The 23,188-nt window shown below is 38.0% G+C and carries 20 protein-coding genes; 17 read left to right on the top strand and 3 right to left on the bottom strand.

Going from position 1 to position 23,188, the window contains the following annotated elements; genetic code table 11:
- The first annotated feature begins 5 nt into the window (after positions 1–5).
- The 4 genes from IGL28_RS10795 to IGL28_RS10780 are packed head-to-tail and all read left to right on the top strand — an operon-like array spanning position 6 to position 3,673.
- Positions 6–785 (top strand): PTS mannose/fructose/sorbose/N-acetylgalactosamine transporter subunit IIC, encoded by a 780-nt coding sequence (locus tag IGL28_RS10795; protein WP_010720757.1) that lies wholly within the window; start codon positions 6–8, stop codon positions 783–785.
- Positions 772–1,593 carry a PTS system mannose/fructose/sorbose family transporter subunit IID gene (locus IGL28_RS10790; protein ID WP_010720756.1) on the top strand — a complete coding sequence of 274 codons (822 nt, stop codon included), beginning with the start codon at positions 772–774 and terminating at the stop codon, positions 1,591–1,593. Before IGL28_RS10795 ends, IGL28_RS10790 begins: the two co-directional genes overlap by 14 nt.
- A gap of 16 nt (positions 1,594–1,609) precedes the next feature.
- A complete protein-coding gene (locus IGL28_RS10785; RefSeq protein ID WP_010737179.1) occupies positions 1,610–2,659 on the top strand; it encodes an SIS domain-containing protein in 1,050 nt (349 codons plus the stop codon).
- A 12-nt stretch (positions 2,660–2,671) separates the two neighbouring features.
- A complete protein-coding gene (locus tag IGL28_RS10780) occupies positions 2,672–3,673 on the top strand; it encodes an SIS domain-containing protein (RefSeq protein WP_053766332.1) in 1,002 nt (333 codons plus the stop codon).
- Between the two features lie 170 nt (positions 3,674–3,843).
- Here IGL28_RS10780 and IGL28_RS10775 read toward each other — a convergent pair whose 3' ends face one another.
- The 3 genes from IGL28_RS10775 to IGL28_RS10765 all read right to left on the bottom strand — a co-directional run bounded on the left by IGL28_RS10775 (position 3,844) and on the right by IGL28_RS10765 (position 6,484).
- Positions 3,844–4,488, bottom strand: a complete 645-nt coding sequence (locus tag IGL28_RS10775; protein WP_053766333.1) for a lytic polysaccharide monooxygenase auxiliary activity family 9 protein — start codon at positions 4,486–4,488, stop codon at positions 3,844–3,846.
- Between the two features lie 343 nt (positions 4,489–4,831).
- Positions 4,832–5,479: a lytic polysaccharide monooxygenase auxiliary activity family 9 protein gene (locus tag IGL28_RS10770; RefSeq protein WP_010737182.1), complete on the bottom strand. Its 648-nt coding sequence runs from the start codon at positions 5,477–5,479 to the stop codon at positions 4,832–4,834.
- A gap of 132 nt (positions 5,480–5,611) precedes the next feature.
- The gene (locus IGL28_RS10765; RefSeq protein WP_053766334.1) at positions 5,612–6,484 is read right to left on the bottom strand and encodes a helix-turn-helix domain-containing protein; all 873 of its coding nucleotides are present in this window, start codon (positions 6,482–6,484) and stop codon (positions 5,612–5,614) included.
- 217 nt (positions 6,485–6,701) lie between these two features.
- Between IGL28_RS10765 and IGL28_RS10760 the strand changes: the two genes are divergently transcribed.
- From IGL28_RS10760 to IGL28_RS10700, 13 genes are all read left to right on the top strand, one after another.
- Positions 6,702–8,435 (top strand): fibronectin type III domain-containing protein, encoded by a 1,734-nt coding sequence (locus tag IGL28_RS10760; RefSeq protein WP_081204202.1) that lies wholly within the window; start codon positions 6,702–6,704, stop codon positions 8,433–8,435.
- A 561-nt stretch (positions 8,436–8,996) separates the two neighbouring features.
- Positions 8,997–10,016 (top strand): NAD(P)H-dependent glycerol-3-phosphate dehydrogenase, encoded by a 1,020-nt coding sequence (locus tag IGL28_RS10755; RefSeq protein ID WP_010737185.1) that lies wholly within the window; start codon positions 8,997–8,999, stop codon positions 10,014–10,016.
- A 31-nt stretch (positions 10,017–10,047) separates the two neighbouring features.
- Entirely contained in the window at positions 10,048–10,917 is an 870-nt protein-coding gene (gene galU, locus IGL28_RS10750; protein WP_034700586.1) for a UTP--glucose-1-phosphate uridylyltransferase GalU, read from the top strand.
- 169 nt (positions 10,918–11,086) lie between these two features.
- Positions 11,087–11,443 (top strand): hypothetical protein, encoded by a 357-nt coding sequence (locus IGL28_RS10745; protein WP_081128528.1) that lies wholly within the window; start codon positions 11,087–11,089, stop codon positions 11,441–11,443.
- Positions 11,444–12,222: 779 nt separating this feature from the next.
- Complete coding sequence (locus IGL28_RS10740; RefSeq protein WP_010737187.1) at positions 12,223–12,822, top strand: SIS domain-containing protein; 600 nt, start codon at positions 12,223–12,225, stop codon at positions 12,820–12,822.
- A gap of 680 nt (positions 12,823–13,502) precedes the next feature.
- Complete coding sequence (yfcC, locus tag IGL28_RS10735; protein WP_010720745.1) at positions 13,503–15,242, top strand: putative basic amino acid antiporter YfcC; 1,740 nt, start codon at positions 13,503–13,505, stop codon at positions 15,240–15,242.
- Positions 15,243–15,477: 235 nt separating this feature from the next.
- Positions 15,478–16,662, top strand: coding sequence for a beta-aspartyl-peptidase (gene iadA, locus IGL28_RS10730; RefSeq protein ID WP_081128534.1), 1,185 nt, complete (start codon positions 15,478–15,480; stop codon positions 16,660–16,662).
- An 88-nt stretch (positions 16,663–16,750) separates the two neighbouring features.
- Entirely contained in the window at positions 16,751–16,975 is a 225-nt protein-coding gene (locus tag IGL28_RS10725; protein ID WP_010720743.1) for a CsbD family protein, read from the top strand.
- A 758-nt stretch (positions 16,976–17,733) separates the two neighbouring features.
- Positions 17,734–19,413 (top strand): ribonuclease J, encoded by a 1,680-nt coding sequence (locus IGL28_RS10720; RefSeq protein ID WP_010720742.1) that lies wholly within the window; start codon positions 17,734–17,736, stop codon positions 19,411–19,413.
- A gap of 154 nt (positions 19,414–19,567) precedes the next feature.
- Positions 19,568–20,041, top strand: coding sequence for a YbaK/EbsC family protein (locus IGL28_RS10715; protein WP_010720741.1), 474 nt, complete (start codon positions 19,568–19,570; stop codon positions 20,039–20,041).
- A 153-nt stretch (positions 20,042–20,194) separates the two neighbouring features.
- The gene (locus IGL28_RS10710; RefSeq protein ID WP_081128536.1) at positions 20,195–20,875 is read left to right on the top strand and encodes a metal-dependent hydrolase; all 681 of its coding nucleotides are present in this window, start codon (positions 20,195–20,197) and stop codon (positions 20,873–20,875) included.
- Positions 20,876–20,884: 9 nt separating this feature from the next.
- Positions 20,885–22,216 (top strand): DRTGG domain-containing protein, encoded by a 1,332-nt coding sequence (locus IGL28_RS10705; protein WP_010737191.1) that lies wholly within the window; start codon positions 20,885–20,887, stop codon positions 22,214–22,216.
- Between the two features lie 14 nt (positions 22,217–22,230).
- The gene (locus tag IGL28_RS10700) at positions 22,231–23,181 is read left to right on the top strand and encodes a DHH family phosphoesterase (protein ID WP_081128538.1); all 951 of its coding nucleotides are present in this window, start codon (positions 22,231–22,233) and stop codon (positions 23,179–23,181) included.
- Positions 23,182–23,188: the final 7 nt, after the last annotated feature.

The following is a 23,188-nucleotide window of genomic DNA, read 5'->3' as shown; positions in this document are numbered from 1 at the left end:
AAAAGATGATCCTACAAGCAATTCTTTTAGGTCTGGTTGCCTTTATTGCGCAATCAGAGTATGCGTTAGGAACTTCCCTGCTTTCTCGTCCGATCGTAACGGGATTATTTACAGGGATTGTTTTGGGAGATGTAAAAACAGGTATTATTATGGGAGCAACTTTGGAATTAGCTTTTATTGGTTCATTTTCAGTTGGAGCATCGATTCCACCAGACGTTGTGACCGGTGGAATCTTAGGAACTGCATTTGCCATTACTGCAGGAGCAGGAACAGAAACAGCATTACTATTAGGTTTACCAATTGCGACACTTACCCTTATTTTAAAAAATGTTTATTTAGGACTCTTGATTCCGATCATGAACCACAGAGCAGATCGTTATGCGGAGGATGGGAATTATAAAGGGGTCGAACACATGCACTTATTAGCTGGTTTCGGCTTGTCATTGATGCTTGGTCTGGTAGTCATGATTTCTTATTTAGTCGGAAGTCAAACGATCGGGAATCTCTTAGCGAAAATACCAGATTTTGTGCAAAACGGCTTGACCGTTGCAACTGGGTTGATTCCAGCACTTGGATTTGCCATGCTGGCACGTTTATTGATCAATAAAAAAGTAGCACCTTATTTCTTTTTAGGCTTTGCTGTAGCAGCTTACTTAGAGATTCCAGTAACAGGTATTGCCATCTTTGGGGCGATCTTAGCCGTCATTGTCGTCAATATCATGAACGTACGTCAAGTATCCGTTCAAACTTCAGCAGGGGAGGTAGAAGAGGATGAAGACTTCTAATCAAGAAGAACACAAAGTGACCAAAAAAGAATTGAATCAGGTCTTTTGGCGCTCATTTCAAATGGAATTTTCATGGAACTATGAAAGACAGATGAATATGGCCTATGTCTTTGCCATCATTCCCATCTTGAAAAAGCTCTATCATACTAAAGAAGAAATGTCAGCAGCGCTTAAACGACACTTGGAATTTTTTAACACGACACCACATATCGTGACCCTGATCTTAGGGATCAATGCAGCAATGGAAGAAGAAAATAAAAATGACCCAGAGTTTGATGTAACAGCTATCGATAGTATCAAGACCTCACTAATGGGTCCTTTAGCAGGGTTAGGCGATTCATTCTTTTGGGGAACGTTGCGTTTGATTGCGACGGGTGTTGGGACTTCGCTAGCACTACAAGGAAATATTTTAGGACCAATTTTATTCCTTTTGATTTTCAATATCCCTCATGTTTTGTTTCGTTACTTGGCAACAAGTTGGGGCTATCGACTAGGTACTGGATTTTTAAAGAAAATCCAAGCAAACGGAATGATGGAAAGTTTAACGTTAGGTGCTTCAATCATTGGATTGATGGTAGTTGGCGGAATGACTGCGACGATGATCGATATCAATATTCCTTTGAAAATCGGAACAGGTGAAAATGCCGTCACGATCCAAAGTATTTTTGATGATATCGTTCCTCATATTTTAAGTTTAGGTGCCTTTGGAGCAGTCTTTTATTTATTGAAAAAAGAAGTCAAACCATTGATGATTTTGATTGGATTAGCTATTTTTGGGATCGCTGGTTCATGGATTGGTATCTTTTAGAAAAGGAGAGAACAAGATGGTCACAATGCTTGATTATATTCATGAAGAAAAAACAGCTTTATCAGCGATTCTTGAAAAGAATGATTCGTCACTTCATGTGTCTTATCAAAACATGCAACACGTTCTGATTCTGGCGACAGGTTCTTCGTATAATGCTTGTCTTGCTGCAAAGCCGGCACTAGAAAGCTATGGAGACATCACTGTGGATATCCAAGAACCTTATCATTTTAATCATTATGGGAAATTGTCAGAAGAAGTTGATACAGTCATCGCTGTTTCTCAAAGTGGGAAAAGTGCTTCGACAGTCGATGCCATTCGAAAGATCCGATCATCAAAACGACGGACGATCGCTTTAACTGGAGATGATCAAAGTCCGATCACCAAAGAAGTGGATCAAGTGATTGACTTGAATATGGGCGTGGAAAAAGTGGGGTTTGTTACCAAGGGCTATTCAGCAACCGTTCTTCAGTTGATTCTCTTAGGTCTAGCGATTGGAACCAGTAAAGACAGAATAACAGCAGCGCAAAAAGAAGAAAAACTAGTTCAACTAAGAGAAATCGTGATGAAAATTCCTCAGATCATTGCGCAAACAGAACAATTTTTTGAAAAAAATGAAGCACTCTTTCGTGTAGCAAAACGATTTATTGCGATCGGGTATGGACCGAATTGGGGAACAGCGAAAGAGTTTGAAACCAAGTTTACGGAAACTGTTCGGGAACCTTCCCAAGGCTTTGAATTAGAGGCATACATGCACGGTCCGTATTTAGAAGCCAATCCTGGTCACATCCTATTCTTCCTGGAAACCGATAGTGATAGTCAAAAACGTTCCCAGCGATTAGCACAATACATGAAACAATATGTTGGACAGGTCATTGTTGTAACGACTGAAGGAGAAACGACTGAGAATCAGCTTAGTCTGGGAATCACTAGCGAAGAAGATCTTTCTGTTTTAGCTTTAGTTGTACCGATCCAAGTTTTGGCTTATAAAATTGCGACTGCCAAAGGGATCGATTTAGGTCAAAGAATTTTTGATGATTTTGATGAAGTATTAAAAAGTAAAATTTAAGAGGTGGAGACTATGTTAAAATTCAATGAACAAAAACAAATCGAGGATATCAATGGGGCGCTAGCTTTACGTCCGCAAGTGGAACACATCATTGACGGATTGGGAGAGGGATTCGATGCAATTTATTATTTAGGAATCGGCGGAACCTACGCGTCAGCGATGCAAGCTGTGACTTATATGAACGGTAAAAGTAACCTACCTGTTTATGTCCAACATGCAGCAGAATATTACACAACTGGCAACAAACGCCTAACAGAAAAATCAATTGTTGTCTTGTCTTCAGTTACTGGTACCACGCAAGAAGTCGTGCGAGCGGTCAAAGAAATCAAAACAGTGGGTGCGACACTGATCGGGTTTATTGATACAAAAGAGAGTATTCTCGCTGAACTTTGTGACCATACGATCACTTATCCTGCACCTGGAACCGAACAAATCAAATTCTTTATGGTCGCAGATCGTTTGATGTATAATCATGGCGAATTTGAAGACTACGTAACCTATTATCAACAATTAGAAGAGCACTTAGCAGTTGGCTTAGTCGAAGCCGAAAAACAAGCAGATGCTTTTGGATTAGCGTTTGCTGAAAAACATCGTCATGATTCGATGCACTATTTTATCGGTGCTGGGAACCAATGGGGCGCTGTCTATTCTTATGCGATGTGTTATTGGGAAGAGCAAAGTTGGTTGCCTTCTAAATCGATCCATGCTGCTGAATTTTTACATGGTACGCTAGAAGTGATTGAAGAAACGACACCAGTGACGTTGTTCTTAGGAGAAGATGAACAACGTGTACTTGCAGAAAGAGTCGCAAACCTATTACCAAAAATCTGTGCAAATTATACATTGATTGATACAAAAGACTATCCAATTGAAGGAATTGACGAAAGTTATCGTGGACGTGTCCTTTCTTATTTGCTGATGCATGCGGTGACGCAACGAATCGATGCGCATATCGAGCAATTAAATTGTCACCCCTTAGAAATCAGAAGATATTACCGTCAATTTGAGTATTAAGCGACACATTCAGTTCTAAGAGGAACGATTTCGTAAAATAATTAAATAAAACATACCAATATGAATCGTCTGTCAGTGAAATAAACGGTTCATGCTGGTATGTTTTTTGGTTATGACATGGACCAAGTGAGCGATTTGATCCGTGTATTGATATGTTGATAGAAGAATTTTTATGAATTGTTTGATAAGTCAGTTAAGAGATTACGAGGTTGGATATTCGCATCAATCACATTGTAAAAGGCATTTGAAGTATCATTCACATCCCAAACGGCTAAGATGACATGATAACCGAGATGATCACCTGGAATAGTGATCGTGTGTGTTAGATTTGTGTCGGCATCTTTCCCGTGACCGTCTACCTCACCTATAAATTGAAATTCATCGCGGGATAATGGTTTGTTTGGATTCCAATTATTTTTCGTGATATAGTAATGCCATTTAGCTGTTTTATGCGCGGCAGTATAAGACCAAGTGAATTTCGTTGGACCAGTTGAAAGGTTTTGTTTTGTCCAAATAGTAGCAGTTTGTTTGTCTAATTCAAATCCTTTGACACCATTTGCGGAAGCAATTTTTCCATCTGCAGGTCCACCATTTGGGAATCCTTTAGGTGCTTCTAGTGATTGTGGCTCAGTAATTATTTCACCGTATTTTTCAAGAGCTGCATACCAATTCTTCTTACTGTCTAATTCTCCTTGATAGGCACGACTGATAGGTTTCTCCACATAACCGTGAGCATCCACATTAACTGTCGATAAGGCAGTTAAACCAGTTGTTGCTAAAACGAGACCTAATCCTACGACTAAACTTTTTTTCATCTTGATTCCCTCCATCAATTGCTTATTATGTGAAATAAATTTTTTCACAAAAATAGTATAAAACGATAGGAGAAGAGGGTTAAATATTGTTTGTTATTGCAACAAAAAAAGTATGGTTCCTAAAAAAGTACACTCAGTTCGCTATCATGAAAAAGCATTCGATAAAAGATAACTTCTTTCTGATACGCTCTTATTATTGATGAGTGGCAAAAGTGAAACGAAAAAGATCCCACGATGTTGAGCCTAGCGATACTAGAACTACCCATCGTGGGAAAGATTGAGCAAATGTTTTCAATAAACAGTAAAGAAAATGAAGAATGATTGATTGTTCAGTTAAAGAGAATCACATGGATTCATTTAAATCATTTAAGATACTACGAGGTTGGATATTCGCATCAATGACATTGTAGAAGGCATTTGATGTATCACTTACATCCCAAACTGCTAAAATCACATGATAACCTATCCGGTCATTTGGGATCGTAATGGTGTGAGTTGGACTCGTGCTAGCTTGCGCACCTTTTCCTTGGACTTCGCCGATCAATTGAAGTTCATTGCGAGAAAGTGGTTTATTCTGGTTCCAACCTGGTTTAGTGATATAGTAATGCCATTTACTAGTTGGGTGTGATTGCGTATACTTCCAAGTGAATTTTGTCGCTCCCCCTGTTAAATTTTGTTTCGTCCATAGACTTGAAGTTTGCTTATCTAATTCAAATCCTCTTGCACCATTTGCAGAAGCGATTTTTCCATCTGCTGGTCCACCTTTAGGGAATCCCTGAGGAGCTTCTAGTGATTGTGGTTCATTAATGATCGGACCATATTTTTGAACTGCGAAATCATAGCCAATGTTTTCTTTATCCAATTGACCTTGATAGGCACGGCTAATTGGCGAGATAACATAACCATGTGCTGAAACATTGACGGAAGATAATGTTGTCAATCCTGTCGTTGCTAAAACCAAACCTAACCCTAATAAAGAACTTTTTTTCATATTATAACTTTCCTCCAAATAATTTTTATGAAAAGGTTTTCTTTTCATGAATTTAGTATAACGAGGAGAACAGTAAGCTTAGATTGTTTGTCTAGCATTACAACAAAAATAACATCTTCCGGTTCGTAATTGTTAATTGGCTTTGTTTTGTAAACTGCTTTCAATCAATGAATTTTTGAGATTACTAAAATATTCTTTAGCATTAGTCAAATCTAACCACTCAAAAAAACGAAGACCCTTTTCGATTTCCGGGATGGCTGAATGATCGCCATCTGCTAATCGATCCAAAGCCGCAAATAATTTATACTGGGCAAGATCAATTGACTGTTTGTGATTTTGCGTTAATCTTTTCAGTTCGCATAGAAAAAGTTTTCTAAGAATCGCAGAATGACGGTTAAATGAGAGGCGTAAACCATTTAGAATAAAATTAGAGAAAAGTTCTGAATAGTAGGTAGCGTCTATGTACGTTTTCATTTTTGATACACTGGTTTGAAAGAGATGGATGATGTATTGATCATCAAAAATAAACAAACAGTTTGAAAAAATCGTTAGTTCAAAATGTCCCCAGGTTTCAATTTTTTCAAGATAATTTTTGATCACAAAAATTTCTTCTTCTATTTTCAAAGTGGTATCAGTATGGTTGTAGAGGTAGTTCATAATCAATTTTCGTTGGGCATAAATCAAACGATAGTAGATGCTGCCTGTTTTTTCGTATTCGTTTAGTAGTTCTAATTCTTGTTCGTGAGTGATTTTTTTTGATGAGATGAGATAGTTGGTCAATTTTTGTTTATTCGTAAGTGAATTGCTATTAAGAAGAAATTGATACTCTTCTAAAGTAATGTTCATTCGTTCAAGGTAGTTAACTAATAGTTCAAAACTGATCTTTGTTCCTCTTGATTCAAACGCTGCAAGGGTTCCTCGTTGTGAGATACCTCGTGTCAACTGTTCTTGTGTTAAGCCACGTTCTTTTCTTAACTTACGAATCAGAGACGAATGGTTAGTCATGTTTTTATCCTCCTAGTGTTTTTTTATATATATTGTAGATGTTTTTTTAAATATATCACAAATGTAATAAAATTTAAATAAAGCGTCATTTTTGCGCGCTTTTAAAGAAAAAGTGCGTAATCGATTATTTGGGTGTTGCAATACTATGCAAATAATTGTAATCGTTTTAATTGATGGTGTAATATGTTATGTAATAAAGAATAATGGAGGCGGTTTGATGAAGAAAAAACTAGTATTATTTTCTGTAGGCGTGTTTAGTGCAATAGTAAGTGGAGGTACGACGGTTTTTGCAGCTGATGCAGCAGACACGATGCCTGACCTCGCGAATAAACAAATTGCAGTCGGATACTACCATAACTGGCAAGCGGAACAAGGCGCAGGCTATCAAGGAGGTCGTCCAGCCGACATTGATTTGGCCAAAATAAATCCTTTTTACAATGTAGTGACGGTTTCGTTTATGAAAGGAGAAGGGATTCCTACTTTTAAACCTTATAATATGACGGATCAGGCCTTTCGTGAAAAAGTAGCAACATTGAATGCGCAAGGGCGAGCAGTCATTATTTCTCTAGGAGGAGCAGATTCACATATTGAATTACATCGTGGCCAGGAACAAGCTTTTGCGAATGAAATCATTCGGTTAGTAGAAGTATATGGCTTTGATGGATTAGATATTGATTTGGAACAAACTGCGGTGGCTGCTGGGGATAATCAAACAGTCATTCCGGCGGCATTAAAAATCGTTCGTGAGCATTACAAGAAAGAAAACAAACATTTTATTATCTCAATGGCGCCTGAATTTCCATACTTAAGAACAAATGGGGCATATGTACCATACATTACAGCTTTACAAAATGAATATGACTTTATTGCCCCTCAATTGTATAATCAAGCAGGCGATGGGATCAGTGTTGGGACGGAATGGATTGCCCAAAACAATGACAATAAAAAGTATGAATTTTTGTACGGGATTTCAAAATCATTTAATGAAGGAAGCGGTGGCTTTATCCAAATTCCTGCAAGTAAACTAGCATTAGGGATCCCAGCTAACGAAGATGCCGCAGCGAATGGCTATGTCAAAGATCCTTCAAAGGTCTACCAAGTGTTTGAACAAATGACAAAAGATCAAACGCCATTAAAAGGAATCATGACATGGAGTGTCAATTGGGACGAGGGCAGAAATAAAGCTGGGATTGCCTATAATCAGTCGTTTGCGAATGCTTATCAAGGATTGTTCAAAGAGCAAGTACCAGATACTGAGAAACCTTCTAAACCAGAAAATTTAAAAGGAACTGCAACGCAATCAAGCATTTCATTAAGCTGGTCAGCTTCTACTGATAATGTGCGTGTTTCTCATTATAATATTTATCAAAACAAACAACTCATTGGCACTAGTAACACAACCAATTATACGGTGAGCAATTTATCCCCTGACACAACCTATTCATTTACGGTTGAAGCAGTCGATACATCAGGAAATCGCTCAACATCGTCTGACGTATTAACGATCAGAACACAAGCTGGTTCACAATTGCCAGCCCCTTCGATGCCAACTGGTTTAGTAGTAAAAGGTGTATCGCAAAACTCTGTGACACTCGGTTGGTCTGCAAATGATCCGAAAGAAGAGGTCATCGGCTATGAAATCTATCGAAATGGCGTTCTATTAACAACCACGATGACACCAGATTTTATAGACAAGGGATTAATGTCTGATACGACATACACTTATCAAATCGCAGCAGTCAATTCTTCTGGTATTTCTAAGAAAAGTCAACAAGTGACAGCGAAAACGACAGCAGATAATCAAGCAGAAGAATGGAAAATTGGGAAATTATATAATATTGGTGATATTGTGACCTATAAAGGAAATCTTTACCGTTGTCGTAACATCCACATGGGACAAATCGGTTGGGAACCTGATGTGGCTTTAGCATTATGGCTGAAGATCAGTTAATAAAGTTAACAAAATAAAAAAAGAGTCAGAGTGCAGTATGTCAGGGCTATTACAATGAGGATGTAATGAGGACATACACATATAAAGCGCACTCTGATTTTTTTACATAAAATTGTCAGAATCAAAATATAAGATAAGCCACGCAACCATTTTACATGCTCTGATCTAAATAGTTATTTTCAGTTGTTCAGGATGAGAGAATAAACAAAAGAAGAAAACACACAGTTCAATCTGAATTCTGGTGTTTTCTTCTTTTATCATTTAGTAACGATCGTACAAAAGTGATGGGACAAACGATGCAACCCATATCGCTGGAATAAAAATAACTGAAACATTAATTAAAATGGCGGTGTAACAGACCACATATTCTAGCCCCCCTTTCTAGTTGATTCAATGATTATTTATATGATAATTATAACGCTTTGAATGACATAAAATTAAAATGTATCTTAATACAACAATGTCAAGTGTTAAACAAACTGTTAAAACGGGAAAAATAGTTTTCAACATTTAGAGTATCTATACTATAATAGTTACTATCAACTATTTGGAGGAATATCAATGAAACAAAAAATTGCAGTTTTAGGCCCAGGCTCTTGGGGGACTGCTTTAGCGCAAACCTTAGCAGAAAACGGACATGATGTTCGTATTTGGGGAAATGTTCCTGAACAAATCGATGAAATGAATCAGTATCATACAAATAAACAATTTTTACCTAACCTAAAAATTTCCGAAACGATTATCGGTTATAAAGAATTAGCAGAAGCAGTGAAGGATGTCGATGCGGTTTTATTCGTTGTACCAACGAAAGCCATTCGTTCAGTTGCTCAAGAATTGATTGAGAAAATGAATACTAAACCAATCATCATTCATGCAAGTAAAGGGTTAGAGCAAGGAACACATAAACGCATTTCTGAAGTTATTGCTGAAGAGATTCCAGAGGAAAAAAGAAAGGCAATCGTCGTGCTTTCTGGACCAAGCCACGCGGAAGAAGTTGCTGTTCATGATATTACGACCATTACTGCTGCAAGCATTGATCAGCAAGCGGCAATCTATGTGCAAGATCTGTTCATGAATGATTATTTTAGAATTTATACGAATAATGATGTCATCGGAGTTGAAACGGGTGCGGCTTTAAAAAATATCATTGCTATCGGTGCTGGTGCCATCCATGGATTAGGTTTTGGTGATGATGCAAAAGCGGCGATCATGACTCGAGGATTAGCGGAGATTAGTCGTCTAGGAGTGGCAATGGGTGCCAATCCATTGACATTTATTGGCTTGAGTGGTGTAGGTGACTTAATCGTGACTTGTACAAGTGTTCATTCTCGTAACTGGCGAGCAGGAAATTTGCTTGGTCAAGGACATAAATTAGAAGAAGTACTTGAGAATATGGGAATGGTGGTTGAAGGAGTCTCTACTACTAAAGCTGCGGTTGAATTAGCGGAACAACTAGGGGTAGAGATGCCGATCACACAGACAATCTACAATGTATTATATAATGGAGAAGACATCAAACAAGCAGCCAAAGAAATCATGTTGCGAGATGGTAAAATAGAGAATGAATTTTCATTAAGCTAAGGGCTTATATTGAAATGAAAGGACGGGGTGTATGAAAGTTAAGAAAGCAATCATACCGGCAGGTGGTTTAGGTACGCGTTTTTTACCTGCGACAAAAGCAATGGCTAAAGAAATGCTTCCTATTGTTGACAAACCAACGATCCAATTCATTGTTGAAGAAGCGTTAAAATCTGGGATTGAAGATATTTTAATTGTTACTGGGAAAGAAAAACGTCCTATCGAAGATCATTTTGATGCTAACCTTGAATTGGAATTAAATCTGCGTGAGAAGGGAAAACTCGATTTATTAAGTACCATCAAGGAAACGGAAGCTGTTAATCTTCATTTTATCCGACAATCTTACCCTAAAGGATTAGGGCATGCAGTTCTTCAGGCCAAAGCATTTGTAGGAGATGAACCATTTGTTGTCATGTTAGGGGACGACTTGATGGTGGATCAAGTCCCTTTGACAAAACAGCTAATGATGGACTTCGAGGAAACTCATTCATCAACGATTGCAGTGATGGAAGTTTTGCCAGAAGATACAGGAAAATATGGAATCATTGATCCTGGAGAGGAAGAAAAAACTGGGTTATATCGAGTAAGAAAAATGGTAGAAAAACCTACTCCTCAAGAGGCGCCTAGTAACCTTGCCATTATTGGACGCTATTTATTAACACCAGACATTTTTCCAATACTCGAAACGCAAACACCAGGTGCGGGCAATGAAATCCAATTAACGGATGCGATTGATACATTAAATCGCCATCAAAAAGTCTATGCAAGAAATTTTAAAGGGAGACGATATGATGTTGGTGATAAATATGGTTACATGCGAACCAATATTGATTATGGGTTACAACATCCAGAAATCGGCGCTGCCCTTAAAGAGTATCTGATACAACTTAGTAAAGAGTTATAATTTCTAAACTAAGGTACTTTTACTTGGTCTTATCTAGTTCGTTGCTTAAATTTTAGTAAAATACTTTTTGTTAGCTATTAAAATAAACGTCATTTTTCTTATTATGTAGTAATATAAAAGAGTTATGGCAAAATTGACTTTTAAATACAGAAAAGGTGTGTAGCTTTGTATGGGAAAATTGATTACAATCGGTCAAACACTTCTTGATGGATTGAAATGGCTGATGGAAGGAAATAACTGGTTGTTTTTGACTCCATTGGTGCTAATTTGTGGATATGTTTTCATTCAAATGGCTAGAAAAAAAGAGAAATTATTGATTTTTATCTGGTATTTAGCAACAATTTCTATTTTAAGTGTTATGCTTGAACTTGCTTTAGGTGCGTGGGAAGCTATGATTTTTGCTTTGATATTTATCATAGGTTATTTCATCATCTTTATCCCTTATTTCTTTAGAGGCATTCATATCGGCAAAAAAGGCAGACACACGGCTTCTCATCGCAGAACAAAACGATCAGATAAACGCTAAAAGCAGTGAGTTAAGAAAGTTGATCCATGTAGCTTGCAACTACGGTTATTGCTCGCTTGAGTTTTTCGTTAGAACAAAGCAATCGCTGGTTAAATCCATTTTATTTGGATGAGCGGTTGCTTTTTTGTCTGGTTTTAGGGTCTGAGTATACCATTTAAGGAATGGGAGTTAGCAAAAAGCAGTAGGGGAGAGTCATCCTGGTAGGCTAAACAAAAAATGATCATGACATGTCTAATTGTGGACGGCAAATTTATTTATTTAAGTAGATATTGGCTGTTATCATTGTTAAAAAATAAATCTAAAAACAAGAATCCTATCGTGATAGGATTCTTGTTCAGTTAAAAAAGTTGATTTATATGTCAAGAAAACAGACCATGGTTTTTTTATTTTTTCGGACTTGCACTTGTCTGATAGATTACTTAAAATGATTGAAGATAGAAACAGCAGAATAAAAAAAGGCTCCCTAATAGTTAGCGGCAACTAACTATCAGGGAATGACCAGTCACACGTATACACCCTGACCGATCATTTGCCATAGTCAATGCAAGGCATCGACCGTATTTATTGTACCTAATTTCTGGGGAGATTTCTACCCTTGTGTCGGTTTTTCGATGGTCGGTAGCTCGTTTATTTACTATGTCAAGGTATTGGGCAGTATGCTCAATGCCTTTTTTTATCTTTCATTTTCAAGTAAAAGGTTGATACGTCTTAACTGATTTCTTTTTTTATGCTTTAGCGCACTTGCTGTTTTTGTTGTGAAATTAAAGGTGGAGAAATAAATGAGTTTACGCTATTTTGATTATTATCAGCAACTAGAAAAGAAATTAAGAATCGAAGAACCCTTGATGGTTCAAGCTGCTTCTTTAATTGCTCGTCAAGTTTCATTAGGTGGACGTTTACAAATCTTTGCTAGTCGTACACTAAGCGGGATAGCATTTGAGTTTTGGGAGCATTTACCTGAAATGATACCGGGCAAGTTAATTGAAAATCCGGCAAATGGGATATATGAAACTTTGGAAGGAACAGGAAAAGCGATCATTGATCAGCTCTCTGTCAAACAAGCAGATATTTTTCTACTTCTTTCCAATGAAGGCAGGGATCCAAGTATTGTGGAGTTAGCTCAATGGATCAAGTCAAATGGTCATTTACTGATTATTGTTACTGGATTTGATCTCTCGCGAAGTATCAAATCACAACACAGTAATGGGTTGCGACTGTTTGAATTTGCTGACCTAGTATTGGATAACCATGCACAAATGAATGATACCGCTTTATCATTGTCAGAAGTTGAGCTTGCTCTTTGTGATAGTTCCTCTATCGCTACCATATTACTATTGCAGCAAACCCTATATTTTACAGTCTGCCAGCTGATTCGTTAGGGAACGTAAAAATAGAATGAATGGAAACATTGCCTTGAAGTAGATGAAAAAGGGACACCTTTGAATAAAACTAGGAACATTCGGCGATTTCTAAGTGTTAGTGTAAAAAGTAGAGCAAGGTAACATCTTTTTTCAATAGTTAAAACAAGCAAAATATCACAAAGAAGAGACAAAAAAGAATTCACTTGAATTCTTTTTTGTCTCTTAATACACGTTGATGAAAGAGTCTTCCCCAAAACTCTTTACATTGCAATTATAGTACATTAGTTATGATTATTGCAATGAAGATTGTTTATAGATTAAAAAAAGTCTGAAGCAGCTATTTTTTCTAATACACTATCTGTTTTTTTATTCGTTTTTTTTCGGATAAATAATGAATAAAAAATTCTATTTATATCGAATGTTGAAAAAATATACATATTTTAAAAATGATAAAATACAATTGGCTTTTCTTCATAAATAATAAAACAAGTAAAGATATCATATGAAACTAATTGATTATATCCTTGCATCACAAAATACAAGAGAATTATTTAACTTTTTTTGGTTGCTTTTAACAAAAATAAAAAAGATTGCTTTAATAGATAATTAATGTGTTTAGCGTTTTTTTGCTGTATAATCTAATCTGATATTGATTGTTTTATTCATAAAAATTTAAAGATAGAAAGGAAGACTTCATAGTGAAGAAGCAAGTGTCTTCGGGGAAATCCAAACGGGATCTCACAAAAATGACGACACCCCATACTTATGTCATCATTTTTGGAGTGGTTATCCTTGCTTGGTTGCTGACATTTATTGTACCAGCAGGAAAATTTAGTACACAAGATATCGAATACCAAGATGCAAATGGAGAAACAAGTACGCGAACTGTATTACGCCAAGATTCATTTCGTTATGCTTATGCCTTGGATCGCTCCTATGTATTTGATCAATTAGAGAAGTTACAAAATGATCCGACGGAAAGAGAGAAATTAAAAGTTCCTGAAAAAGGGTTAGAAGAAGTGATTTCTGAAGGTGAAAAGAAATTAACGCAAGAAAAGTTAGATGAAATCTCTTTAACAGATGATGTACTTTATGACCAATTTGGCGAACGCATTTATGATACTTCAAAAAAACTCCATAAAACGGCTCGAGTATGGGGGACCGATGATTTTGGTGGTTTCGGATTTTTGAATTTTGTCTTTGAAGGGTTAGTTTCAGGAGACAAGTATGGATCGGCTGTCGGAATCGCTGCACTTATTTTAGTTGTTGGTGGTGCTTTTGGAATTATCATGCGCACCGGGGCAATTGATGCAGGGATCTATGCTTTCATCAGTAAGACAAGGGGACTGGAGCGTTTAGCCTTACCGCTATTATTTTTTGCTTTTTCATTCGGTGGCGCGACATTCGGCATGGCAGAGGAAGTCATTCCTTTTTCTATGGTGATGGTCCCATTTGTGATAGCTCTTGGTTATGACTCGATCGTTGCAGTAACAGTCACGTATGTCGCCTCTCAAGTCGGAAATGCGACTTCCTGGATGAGTCCGTTTAGTGTAGCAGTTGCTCAAGGGATCGCTGGCATTCCAGTGTTATCGGGTGCGACGTTCCGATTGATCATGTGGGTCGTTATCACAGCGTTATCTGCTGGCTATTTGATGATTTATGGGGAGAAAATCCGTAAAAACCCTGAAAGCTCATTGACGTATAAATCAGATGATTATTTCAGAAGTCATTTGAAAAAAACAACCGACGAGAAAAAAGCGTTTATGTTGGGACACAAATTGATTTTACTTGAAATGCTCATCGTATTGGTTTGGATCGTTTGGGGTGTTACGCAAGAAGGGTATTATATCCCAGAAATTGCTTCACAATTTTTTGTTATGGGATTAGTCGCAGGGATCATTGCAGTAATCTTCAAATTGGATGGCATGCGGATCAATGATATTGCCTCTTCTTTCCAATCGGGTGCTGCTGATCTAGCTGGAACAGCAATCGTTGTAGGGATGGCAAAAGGGATCTTATTAGTATTAGGTGGCTCAGATGCTTCTGTTCCTTCTGCTTTAAACACCATTCTACATGGTATCGGTACAGCTTTAGCAGGAGTACCAGCGGCTATCGGAGCGTGGGCAATGTATATTTTCCAAAGCCTGTTTAATTTAGTCGTGACATCCAATTCTGGTCAAGCGGCGTTAACGATGCCAATCATGGCACCACTTGCTGACTTAGTAGGGGTCTCTCGTCAAGTAGCTGTATTAGCTTATCAATTAGGCGCTGGATTTATGGATGCCTTTACCCCTGTATCAGCTAGTTTGATTGGTGTCTTAGGTGTTGCACGTATCGAGTGGGCAAAATGGGCAAGATTCCAAATCAAAATGCAAGGATTCTTTTTTGTCCTAGGTACTATCTTTATCATGATTGCGATAGCAATCGGCTTACAATAGCGAAGCAATAAAGTTAAGGCTAGTGAAGAATCCACGAATCGTGTTTTTTCTGATGACAGAGGAACTCGATGCTTTTTCAAACTTACTAGCCAAAAAGTTGACTTATAGAAAGCAAGCCGAAGAGACTGAAAATAGTTTGTCTTATTTTCATTATTCTTCGGCTTTTTTATACTAAAAATAGTTACTTTTGAAACAAAGAAAACCAAAATATCGGTATCAGAAAGGATGAAGTCAAATGAAAATCATTCGTCAAATTGAGGTCTATGCACCAGATTATTTAGGGGTCATGGATGTATTGATTGCCGGGGATAAAATTATTGCGCTTGAAGAAGCGTTGACCGGTGGCTATGCTGAGTTAGAAGTGGAAGAAATTTCCGGTAGTGGGAAAGTGTTGACACCGGGCTTTATTGATTGCCATTTTCACCTTTTAGGTGGAGGTGGAGAGGGCGGTTTTCAAAATCGTACGCCAGAAGTAACTTTAAGCCAATTGACGACAGCGGGTGTAACAACAGTTGTTGGGTGTTTGGGAACAGATGGTGAAGGTCGTGACATGACTGCGCTTATCAGTAAGGCAAAAGGCTTAGAAGCAGAAGGAATTTCAACTTACGTCTATGAAGGTTCTTATCGGTTACCACTCAAAACGGTTACGGACTCAATCATCAAAGATTTTTTGACAATTGATAAAATCATCGGAATTGGCGAAATTGCTGTTTCTGACCATCGATCATCTCAGCCTACATTTGAAGAATTTTCTCGAGCAACTGCTGATGCCCGAGTAGGAGGTATGTTGTCTGGTAAAGCTGGTATCGTCAATGTCCATTTAGGTGGAGGAAAACGTAAACTAGAGTTATTAACAAGGGTAGTTGAGGAAACCGAGATTCCGATTACGCAATTTTTACCTACCCATGCCAACCGCACGCCAGAACTTTTAACAGCTTGTATCGAGTTTGCGAAAAAAGGTGGGACAATTGACTTCACAGCGAGCGAAGATCCTGATTTTTGGGAACGAACAGATGGGGAAGTCCGCTTTAGTAAAGCTTTAAAACAGTTGATCGAAGCTGGCGTTTCCCTTGATCATTTTACAATGTCATCTGATGGACAAGGAAGTTTACCTTACTTTGATGAAAAAAATCACTTTCTTGGTATGGGTGTCGGAAGCGCAAAATCACTACTGGTAGGTATCAAAGAAGCGGTAGAAAAAGAAGAGATTCCACTTGAAGTAGCCTTGCGAGCAATCACAGTCAATCCCGCTCGTGTGTTAAAGCTGAAGCGAAAAGGAACAATCAAAGTAGGGAACGATGCTGATCTATGTATACTTGACAAAGAAACCTTAGCCATCGAAACAGTGATCGCCAAAGGACAAGTAATGGTTGAAAACAAAGAAGTTAAAGTGTGGGGAACCTTTGAAAAAACGATCTAAGAGCATACTGTTTGTCTGTTTTTCAAGTTGATGATACCCTGATAATAGTTAGATAGTTAGAAATGAGAAATTTAAGGGAGGAATTAAGATGGCAGATTTAAAAGGACGTTCTGAAGATGCAAAAGACAAAGTAGTTGGTAAAGGAAAAGAAGCTTACGGTAAAGCAACAGATGATAAAAGCAAAGAAGCTGAAGGAAAAGCACAATCACTTGGTGCTGATATCAAAGAAAAAGCTCGTAATTTAGGCGATGATATCAAAGAAGGCTTTGAAGATGTCAAAGAAAAATTCTCCAAAAAAGATGATAAAAAATAGTTTCTCCAAAAGAGAAGTTTGGTTAAAACTTTGAGAATGATCCTCTGGTTTTGTCCAAAGCGAGTTCTTAAGGAAGATTGATTGTAAAAGACGATAGATTTGGTTTATTGTGTTTTGCACCTCTTATAGTTAGTAAACGAACTTTTGAGGTGCGCCACGATACCAATTCTACCGTTTTTTTTTAGTATGCGTTCCAGCAAATCTATCGATGTACTCTCTCGAATTATGATAAGTATAATTATAAGTCAATGAACTTAATAGAGCTTTGAAGTGATTGGTAGTAAGAAAGCTTTTATTGAGATCGAAAATCCTACTATAGTTATTTCTAAAAATATGGTAAAATAGACGGAGTATGTTTGTAACAGAAGAACGGATAAAAGTAGACAGTTTGTTAAATTGAGACTGTTTTAATCAACGACTTGAGGCAAGATTGGTTGTGCGTTATAAAACCAGGCTTTTTTTCTTGAAAATAGCAGATGCTAGCGATTTATCTAATTTGTTGTATAATGATGGGGAGTAGTCGAATCCATTGTTTTCGACTTTTGTGTTAAAAATAATCGATTCATCGCTTTAATGAAACTTATTCAAAAATGGCAGAAGATAAACAAGAGGACTGTCAATCAGCTGCTTTTTCTTGCTAAGCAATAGAAGAAGCCAGCTAAAATTTTGTGAGTTGCTCATTGAGATGAATCATCTATTTAGTTAAAGAAGAGAATCGATGTCTTTAAACTTGGACATCATAAGAAGAGGTGAAATTTGTGAGTACCATTAAAATTATCCCTTTAGGCGGCGTACGTGAAAATGGAAAAAATATGTACATCGCTGAAGTGGGAGAAGATATTTTTGTTTTAGACTGTGGTTTAAAATATCCTGAAAACGAATTGTTAGGTATTGATGTGGTCATTCCTGACTTTACGTATCTGGAAGAAAACATTGATCGGGTAGCGGGAGTCTTTTTGACACATGGACATGCAGATGCGATCGGAGCGTTACCTTATTTACTTTCTAAGCTCTCTGTACCAGTGTTTGGAACCGAGTTAACGATCGAGCTTGCTAAATTGAGTGTGGGACGAAATGATGCAGCAAAAGGTTTCAAAGATTTCCATGTAGTCGATGAACACACGGAGATTGATTTTGGCGAGACGATCGTCAGCTTTTTCCGAACCACCCACACGATTCCAGACTCAGTCGGGATCAACTTGAAAACCAAAGAGGGCAGTATCGTTTACACAGGCGATTTTAAATTCGATCAGACAGCTATTCCAATGTATCAAACTGATTATGCTCGTTTGGCAGAAATCGGTAAAGAAGGCGTATTGGCATTACTTAGTGAATCAGCGAACGCTGAAAACTCAGTTCCTGTAGCATCAGAGCTGCAGATTGCGGATGAAGTCTTCGATACGATCAAGTATTGGGAAGGTAGAATCATCGTTGCTTGTGTGGCAAGTAATCTACAGCGGGTTCAACAAGTCTTGGATGCAGCCGAAAAGGCACAAAGAAAAGTAGTATTGACAGGGCAAGATTTTGAACGGATCATCCGAACAGCAATGCGTCTGGAAAAACTACAACTTCCGAGTGAAGATTTGCTTGTGACCTTGAAGGACATGAAGAAATACAAACCAGAAGAAATCATCATTTTAGAAACTGGACGGATGGGTGAACCAATTAAGTCATTGCAAAAAATGGCCAATAAAACCCACCGTAATATCAAAATCGAAGAAGGCGACTTAGTCTATATCACAACTACTCCAAGTATTGCGATGGAAACGATGGTAGCTAAAACAGAAGATATCATTTATCGTGCAGGTGGTACGGTCAAATTGATCTCTGAGAACATGCGAGTGTCTGGACATGCGAACCCTAACGATCTTCAGTTGATGCTTAATTTGATGAGACCAACTTATTTTATTCCTGTTCAAGGTGAATATCGTGAATTAGCTGCTCATGCTGATTTAGCTCATGCCGTCGGGATCCCTTACAAAAACATTTACATCACAGGACGTGGTGATGTGTTGGAATATAAAAATAAACGGATGAGTGTCGCTGGAACGATCAGTGCTGAAAATGTGATGATCGATGGTTTAGGAATTGGTGATATTGGTAATATTGTGTTACGTGACCGTAAAATCTTGTCAGAAGATGGTATTTTTGTAGCTGTAGTTACTATTAGTCGCCGTGAAAAGAAAATTGTCTCAAAACCACAAATCACATCTCGCGGTTTCGTTTATGTCAAAGCTAGTCGTGATTTGATGAAAGAAAGTGGGACGATGATCGAAGAAATCGTGGAAAAACACTTGGAAAGTAACGACTTTGAGTGGAGTAAATTAAAACAAGACATTCGAGATCAATTAGGACGCTACCTATTTGAACAAACAAAACGTCGTCCAGTGATTTTACCAGTGATCATGGAAGCAACACAACGTAGAGGCAAAAAATAATTGAAACAATAATGGTGTGGAAAAGGTCGTAATCTTTTAAAGAGGTGACTTTTCCATACCATTTTTTGTATCAGTTGAACCAAAGTTCTTGCTCGTTCTTTTTTTTCTATTTTTTTGTAAAATAAAAGAGAAGGAAATGGAAGGAAGATAGTAGATGAAAACAAAAGTAGAAGAATATTTAGAAAAAGAAAGAATTTCTTACGAAGCTCTGACATTTAATCAGACAGAATTGAATGATTTTCAAAAAATACTCAAGCAAAAACAGATTGATCAAAACAGTGTTTGTAAAACATTAGTTTTGAAAGGGGATAAAACAGGTGTAATCATTGCCGTTGTTCCATTGTCGGAACATTTAGATTACAAAAAAACCAGGAAAATTTCTGGTGATCACAAAGTCGGTTTTCCCGGAATGGATTTTGTGATGGCATCTACTGGTTATCCACATGGTGCAAATACACCGATCGGCATTTATCGTAAACACCCAGATTATCTTTTTTTAGTTGATGCATCTTTCAAAGAAAAGCAAATGTTGGTCATGTCAAGTGGCGAAATTGGCAGAAGCATTAAGATCGCTAGAACAGACTTCGAAAAAATAGTTCCTTTTACGTATGCAGAGTTAGTGGAGTAGCGTACTTAGAGTGGTTTGAGCTGATTTGCCACTTGGTACAAACTGTATTATCTGTTACAATGATTACGTATGTACTGTACTATTATTTAGGATTATTCTCTAAATGAAATCGGTTTATTTAATGTATGAAAGAAAGTAAAAGGAGTGAGAAAAGTGAAAATTACTTATCACGGACATTCATGTGTGTCGATCGAAATGAAAAATGGTGAACGCTTGATTATCGACCCGTTTATTACAGGCAATCCGTTAACAGATTTAACAGCTGATAAGGTAGAAGTAGACTGGGTTTTAGTTACTCATGGGCACAACGATCATGTAGGAGACATGGTGCCGATTGCTAAACAAAATGATGCAACGATTATCAGCATTGTTGAGATTACAAATTATGCGGAACAGTTAGGTGCTAAAGGACATGGGATGAATATTGGTGGAAAATATGAATTTCCATTTGGTACCGTAAAATTTGTTCCTGCCCAGCACAGCTCAAGTTATGAGGTAGCTGGCACACCGCTTTATATGGGCGAACCTAGTGGGATTGTGATCAAAGCAGAAGGAAAAACGATCTATCACGCAGGAGATACCGCTGATTTTAGTGATTTGGCTTTACTTGCCGAACAATTTACCATTGATGTTGCCTTTTTACCAATTGGTGATAATTTTACAATGGGACCAGAAGATGCAGCGAGAGCAGCAAAACGGATTGGCGCTAAGCTAGTCGTTCCTATCCATTACAATACATTTCCTGTTATCCAACAAGATCCTCAACTATTTATTGAGAAGTTGGCAGGGAACGAAGGAAAAATAATGAGCGTTTCTGAAACGCTGGAAGTGTAGGTTAAAGATATGGCGACGAAACATGACTTGATTTTAGAATATATCGAAAGCTTACCGGTTGGAAATCGTATTTCAGTCAGAAGTATAGCAAAAGAATTAAACGTAAGTGAAGGAACGGCCTATCGTGCCATCAAGGATGCTGAAAATATCGGATTAGTTTCAACGATCCAACGTGTCGGAACAATCCGGATTGAGCGGAAATTGAAAAAACATATTGAACGACTGACGTTTGGGGAAGTCGTCAGGATCATTGAAGGAGATGTATTGGGAGGCGCAACAGGATTAGACAAAGTATTGAATAAATTTGTGATCGGTGCGATGACGAAACATGCGATGGAACGCTATATCACACCAGGATCACTGATGATCGTCGGTAACCGTTCGGAAGTTCAAAAATTAGCTTTAGAAGATGGAGCCGCCGTGCTGATTACTGGTGGATTTGACACTACCCCCGAGATTGCTCGCTTAGCAGACGAATTAGCGATGCCGATTCTTCGTACGACTTATGATACCTTTACCGTAGCAACGATGATCAACCGTGCTTTGAGTGATCAATTGATTAAAAAAGACATTATGCTTGTCAGTGATATCTATATGTCAGCAGAAAAGACACACTACCTGCTACAAACAGATACGATCGCCGATTATCAAAAACTATCAGAGGAAACGCACCATTCACGATTTCCAGTAGTGAACCGTCACATGCGCTTGATGGGAATTATTACTGCTAAAGATGTACTTGGTAAAGCAGATACACAAGTAATTGAGCGGGTCATGACAAAAGACCCGATCAGTGTGAAAAAAACCATGAGTGTTGCTTCTGTCAGCCATCAAATGATCTGGGATGGTTTAGAAGTCATGCCAGTCGTTTCGGATGATTTGACACTTGAAGGGCTGATTACTCGGCAAGATGTGATGAAAGCCATGCAGTTAGTTCAGCGACAACCGCAAATTGCAGATACGATCTCTGACCAAATCTCAGGAGGAATCCAAACGATCGATCGAGACCGAGACGGGAATCTTTTGGCAAATCCAAAGTTTAAATTTATGGTTACCCCTCAAATGGTCAATGGGGTCGGTACGATTTCATTTGGTGTATTAAGTGAGATCCTTTCTGATGTTGCACAAAAAACCATGGTATTAAATCAACGCAGAAATATCATGATCGAACAGATGAGTCTCCATTATCTACGTTTAATCCAACTTGAAAGCGAATTGGATATTCGTCCGAGAGTGCTTGAAATTGGTCGGAGATCAGCCAAACTAGACATTGAAGTATATATCGAAAATACGATCGTTTCCAAGGCAATCGTTGTTTGCCAAGTAATGGAACGTTCATAGAAAGCAGGGAAATAATGACTGTCCAATCTGAAATTTTAGCAGAAATAAAAACATATGATCGAATCATCATCCATCGACATCAACGTCCTGACCCAGATGCTTTAGGTTCTCAAGTAGGTTTAGCAGAGATTTTAAGAGCAACGTTTCCTCAAAAAGAAATTTACCAAGTCGGGGAAACTGTGGAGGGCTTGCGCTTTTTAGCAGAAATGCAAATAGTTGATGATCAAGTGTATGAAGGAGCTTTGGTCATCGTCACTGATACAGCAAATGCACCTAGAATCAGTGATGATCGTTTTAAGTTAGGTGAGAAATTGATAAAAATTGATCATCATCCAAACGATGAACCTTATGGTGATCTAGTTTGGGTCGATACGAAAGCCAGCAGTTGTAGTGAGATGATTACGGAGTTTGCTCTCATGTTTAAAGATGTGTTAACGATGAATGCAAGTGCGGCGCGTTTGCTTTATGCAGGGATCGTAGGAGATACGGGACGTTTCTTATATCCAGCTACAACCGCCAGAACGTTGGAGATTGCAGCAGATTTAAGACGTTATCCTTTTGATGCCAGTGCATTGAATCGTGAAATTGAACAAATGCCGATGAAAGTTGCTAAACTTTCAGGTTATTTATACCAAAATATCCAGGTTGATGAAAATGGCGCAGGAAAAGTGATTTTATCACAAGAACTCCTTTCGCAATACGGAATTGATGATTCTGAAACAGCAGCTGTTGTTTCCTTGCCTGGTGTCATTGATGAGGTATTAGCTTGGGGAATCTTTGTGCAACAACCTGAAGGATATTACCGTGTACGGTTACGTTCGAAAGGCCCGATCATTAATGAATTAGCGAAAAAGCATCATGGTGGTGGCCACCCGCTCGCAAGTGGCGCAAGTGCGAAAGATTTAGCGGAAGTGGCAGAAATTTATGACGAAATCAAAGAGATTTGTCATGCGTATCAAAGATAGTAACTAT

It is taken from the genome of Enterococcus sp. AZ077, from assembly GCF_051714965.1.
GTDB lineage: Bacteria > Bacillota > Bacilli > Lactobacillales > Enterococcaceae > Enterococcus_B > Enterococcus_B hirae.
Note: the sequence above shows the minus strand (reverse complement) of the source record. Positions and strands in the feature narration are given on the sequence as shown.

What these genes read in the sequence shown, in the direction of transcription:
- IGL28_RS10795 (WP_010720757.1), top strand. Translation starts at nt 6, where the DNA reads ATGATCCTACAAGCAATTCTTTTAGGTCTGGTTGCCTTTATTGCGCAA.
- IGL28_RS10790 (WP_010720756.1), top strand. Translation starts at nt 772, where the DNA reads ATGAAGACTTCTAATCAAGAAGAACACAAAGTGACCAAAAAAGAATTG.
- IGL28_RS10785 (WP_010737179.1), top strand. Translation starts at nt 1,610, where the DNA reads ATGGTCACAATGCTTGATTATATTCATGAAGAAAAAACAGCTTTATCA.
- IGL28_RS10780 (WP_053766332.1), top strand. Translation starts at nt 2,672, where the DNA reads ATGTTAAAATTCAATGAACAAAAACAAATCGAGGATATCAATGGGGCG.
- IGL28_RS10775 (WP_053766333.1), bottom strand. Translation starts at nt 4,488, where the DNA reads ATGAAAAAAAGTTTAGTCGTAGGATTAGGTCTCGTTTTAGCAACAACT.
- IGL28_RS10770 (WP_010737182.1), bottom strand. Translation starts at nt 5,479, where the DNA reads ATGAAAAAAAGTTCTTTATTAGGGTTAGGTTTGGTTTTAGCAACGACA.
- IGL28_RS10765 (WP_053766334.1), bottom strand. Translation starts at nt 6,484, where the DNA reads ATGACTAACCATTCGTCTCTGATTCGTAAGTTAAGAAAAGAACGTGGC.
- IGL28_RS10760 (WP_081204202.1), top strand. Translation starts at nt 6,702, where the DNA reads ATGAAGAAAAAACTAGTATTATTTTCTGTAGGCGTGTTTAGTGCAATA.
- IGL28_RS10755 (WP_010737185.1), top strand. Translation starts at nt 8,997, where the DNA reads ATGAAACAAAAAATTGCAGTTTTAGGCCCAGGCTCTTGGGGGACTGCT.
- galU (WP_034700586.1), top strand. Translation starts at nt 10,048, where the DNA reads ATGAAAGTTAAGAAAGCAATCATACCGGCAGGTGGTTTAGGTACGCGT.
- IGL28_RS10745 (WP_081128528.1), top strand. Translation starts at nt 11,087, where the DNA reads ATGGGAAAATTGATTACAATCGGTCAAACACTTCTTGATGGATTGAAA.
- IGL28_RS10740 (WP_010737187.1), top strand. Translation starts at nt 12,223, where the DNA reads ATGAGTTTACGCTATTTTGATTATTATCAGCAACTAGAAAAGAAATTA.
- iadA (WP_081128534.1), top strand. Translation starts at nt 15,478, where the DNA reads ATGAAAATCATTCGTCAAATTGAGGTCTATGCACCAGATTATTTAGGG.
- IGL28_RS10725 (WP_010720743.1), top strand. Translation starts at nt 16,751, where the DNA reads ATGGCAGATTTAAAAGGACGTTCTGAAGATGCAAAAGACAAAGTAGTT.
- IGL28_RS10715 (WP_010720741.1), top strand. Translation starts at nt 19,568, where the DNA reads ATGAAAACAAAAGTAGAAGAATATTTAGAAAAAGAAAGAATTTCTTAC.
- IGL28_RS10705 (WP_010737191.1), top strand. Translation starts at nt 20,885, where the DNA reads ATGGCGACGAAACATGACTTGATTTTAGAATATATCGAAAGCTTACCG.
- IGL28_RS10700 (WP_081128538.1), top strand. Translation starts at nt 22,231, where the DNA reads ATGACTGTCCAATCTGAAATTTTAGCAGAAATAAAAACATATGATCGA.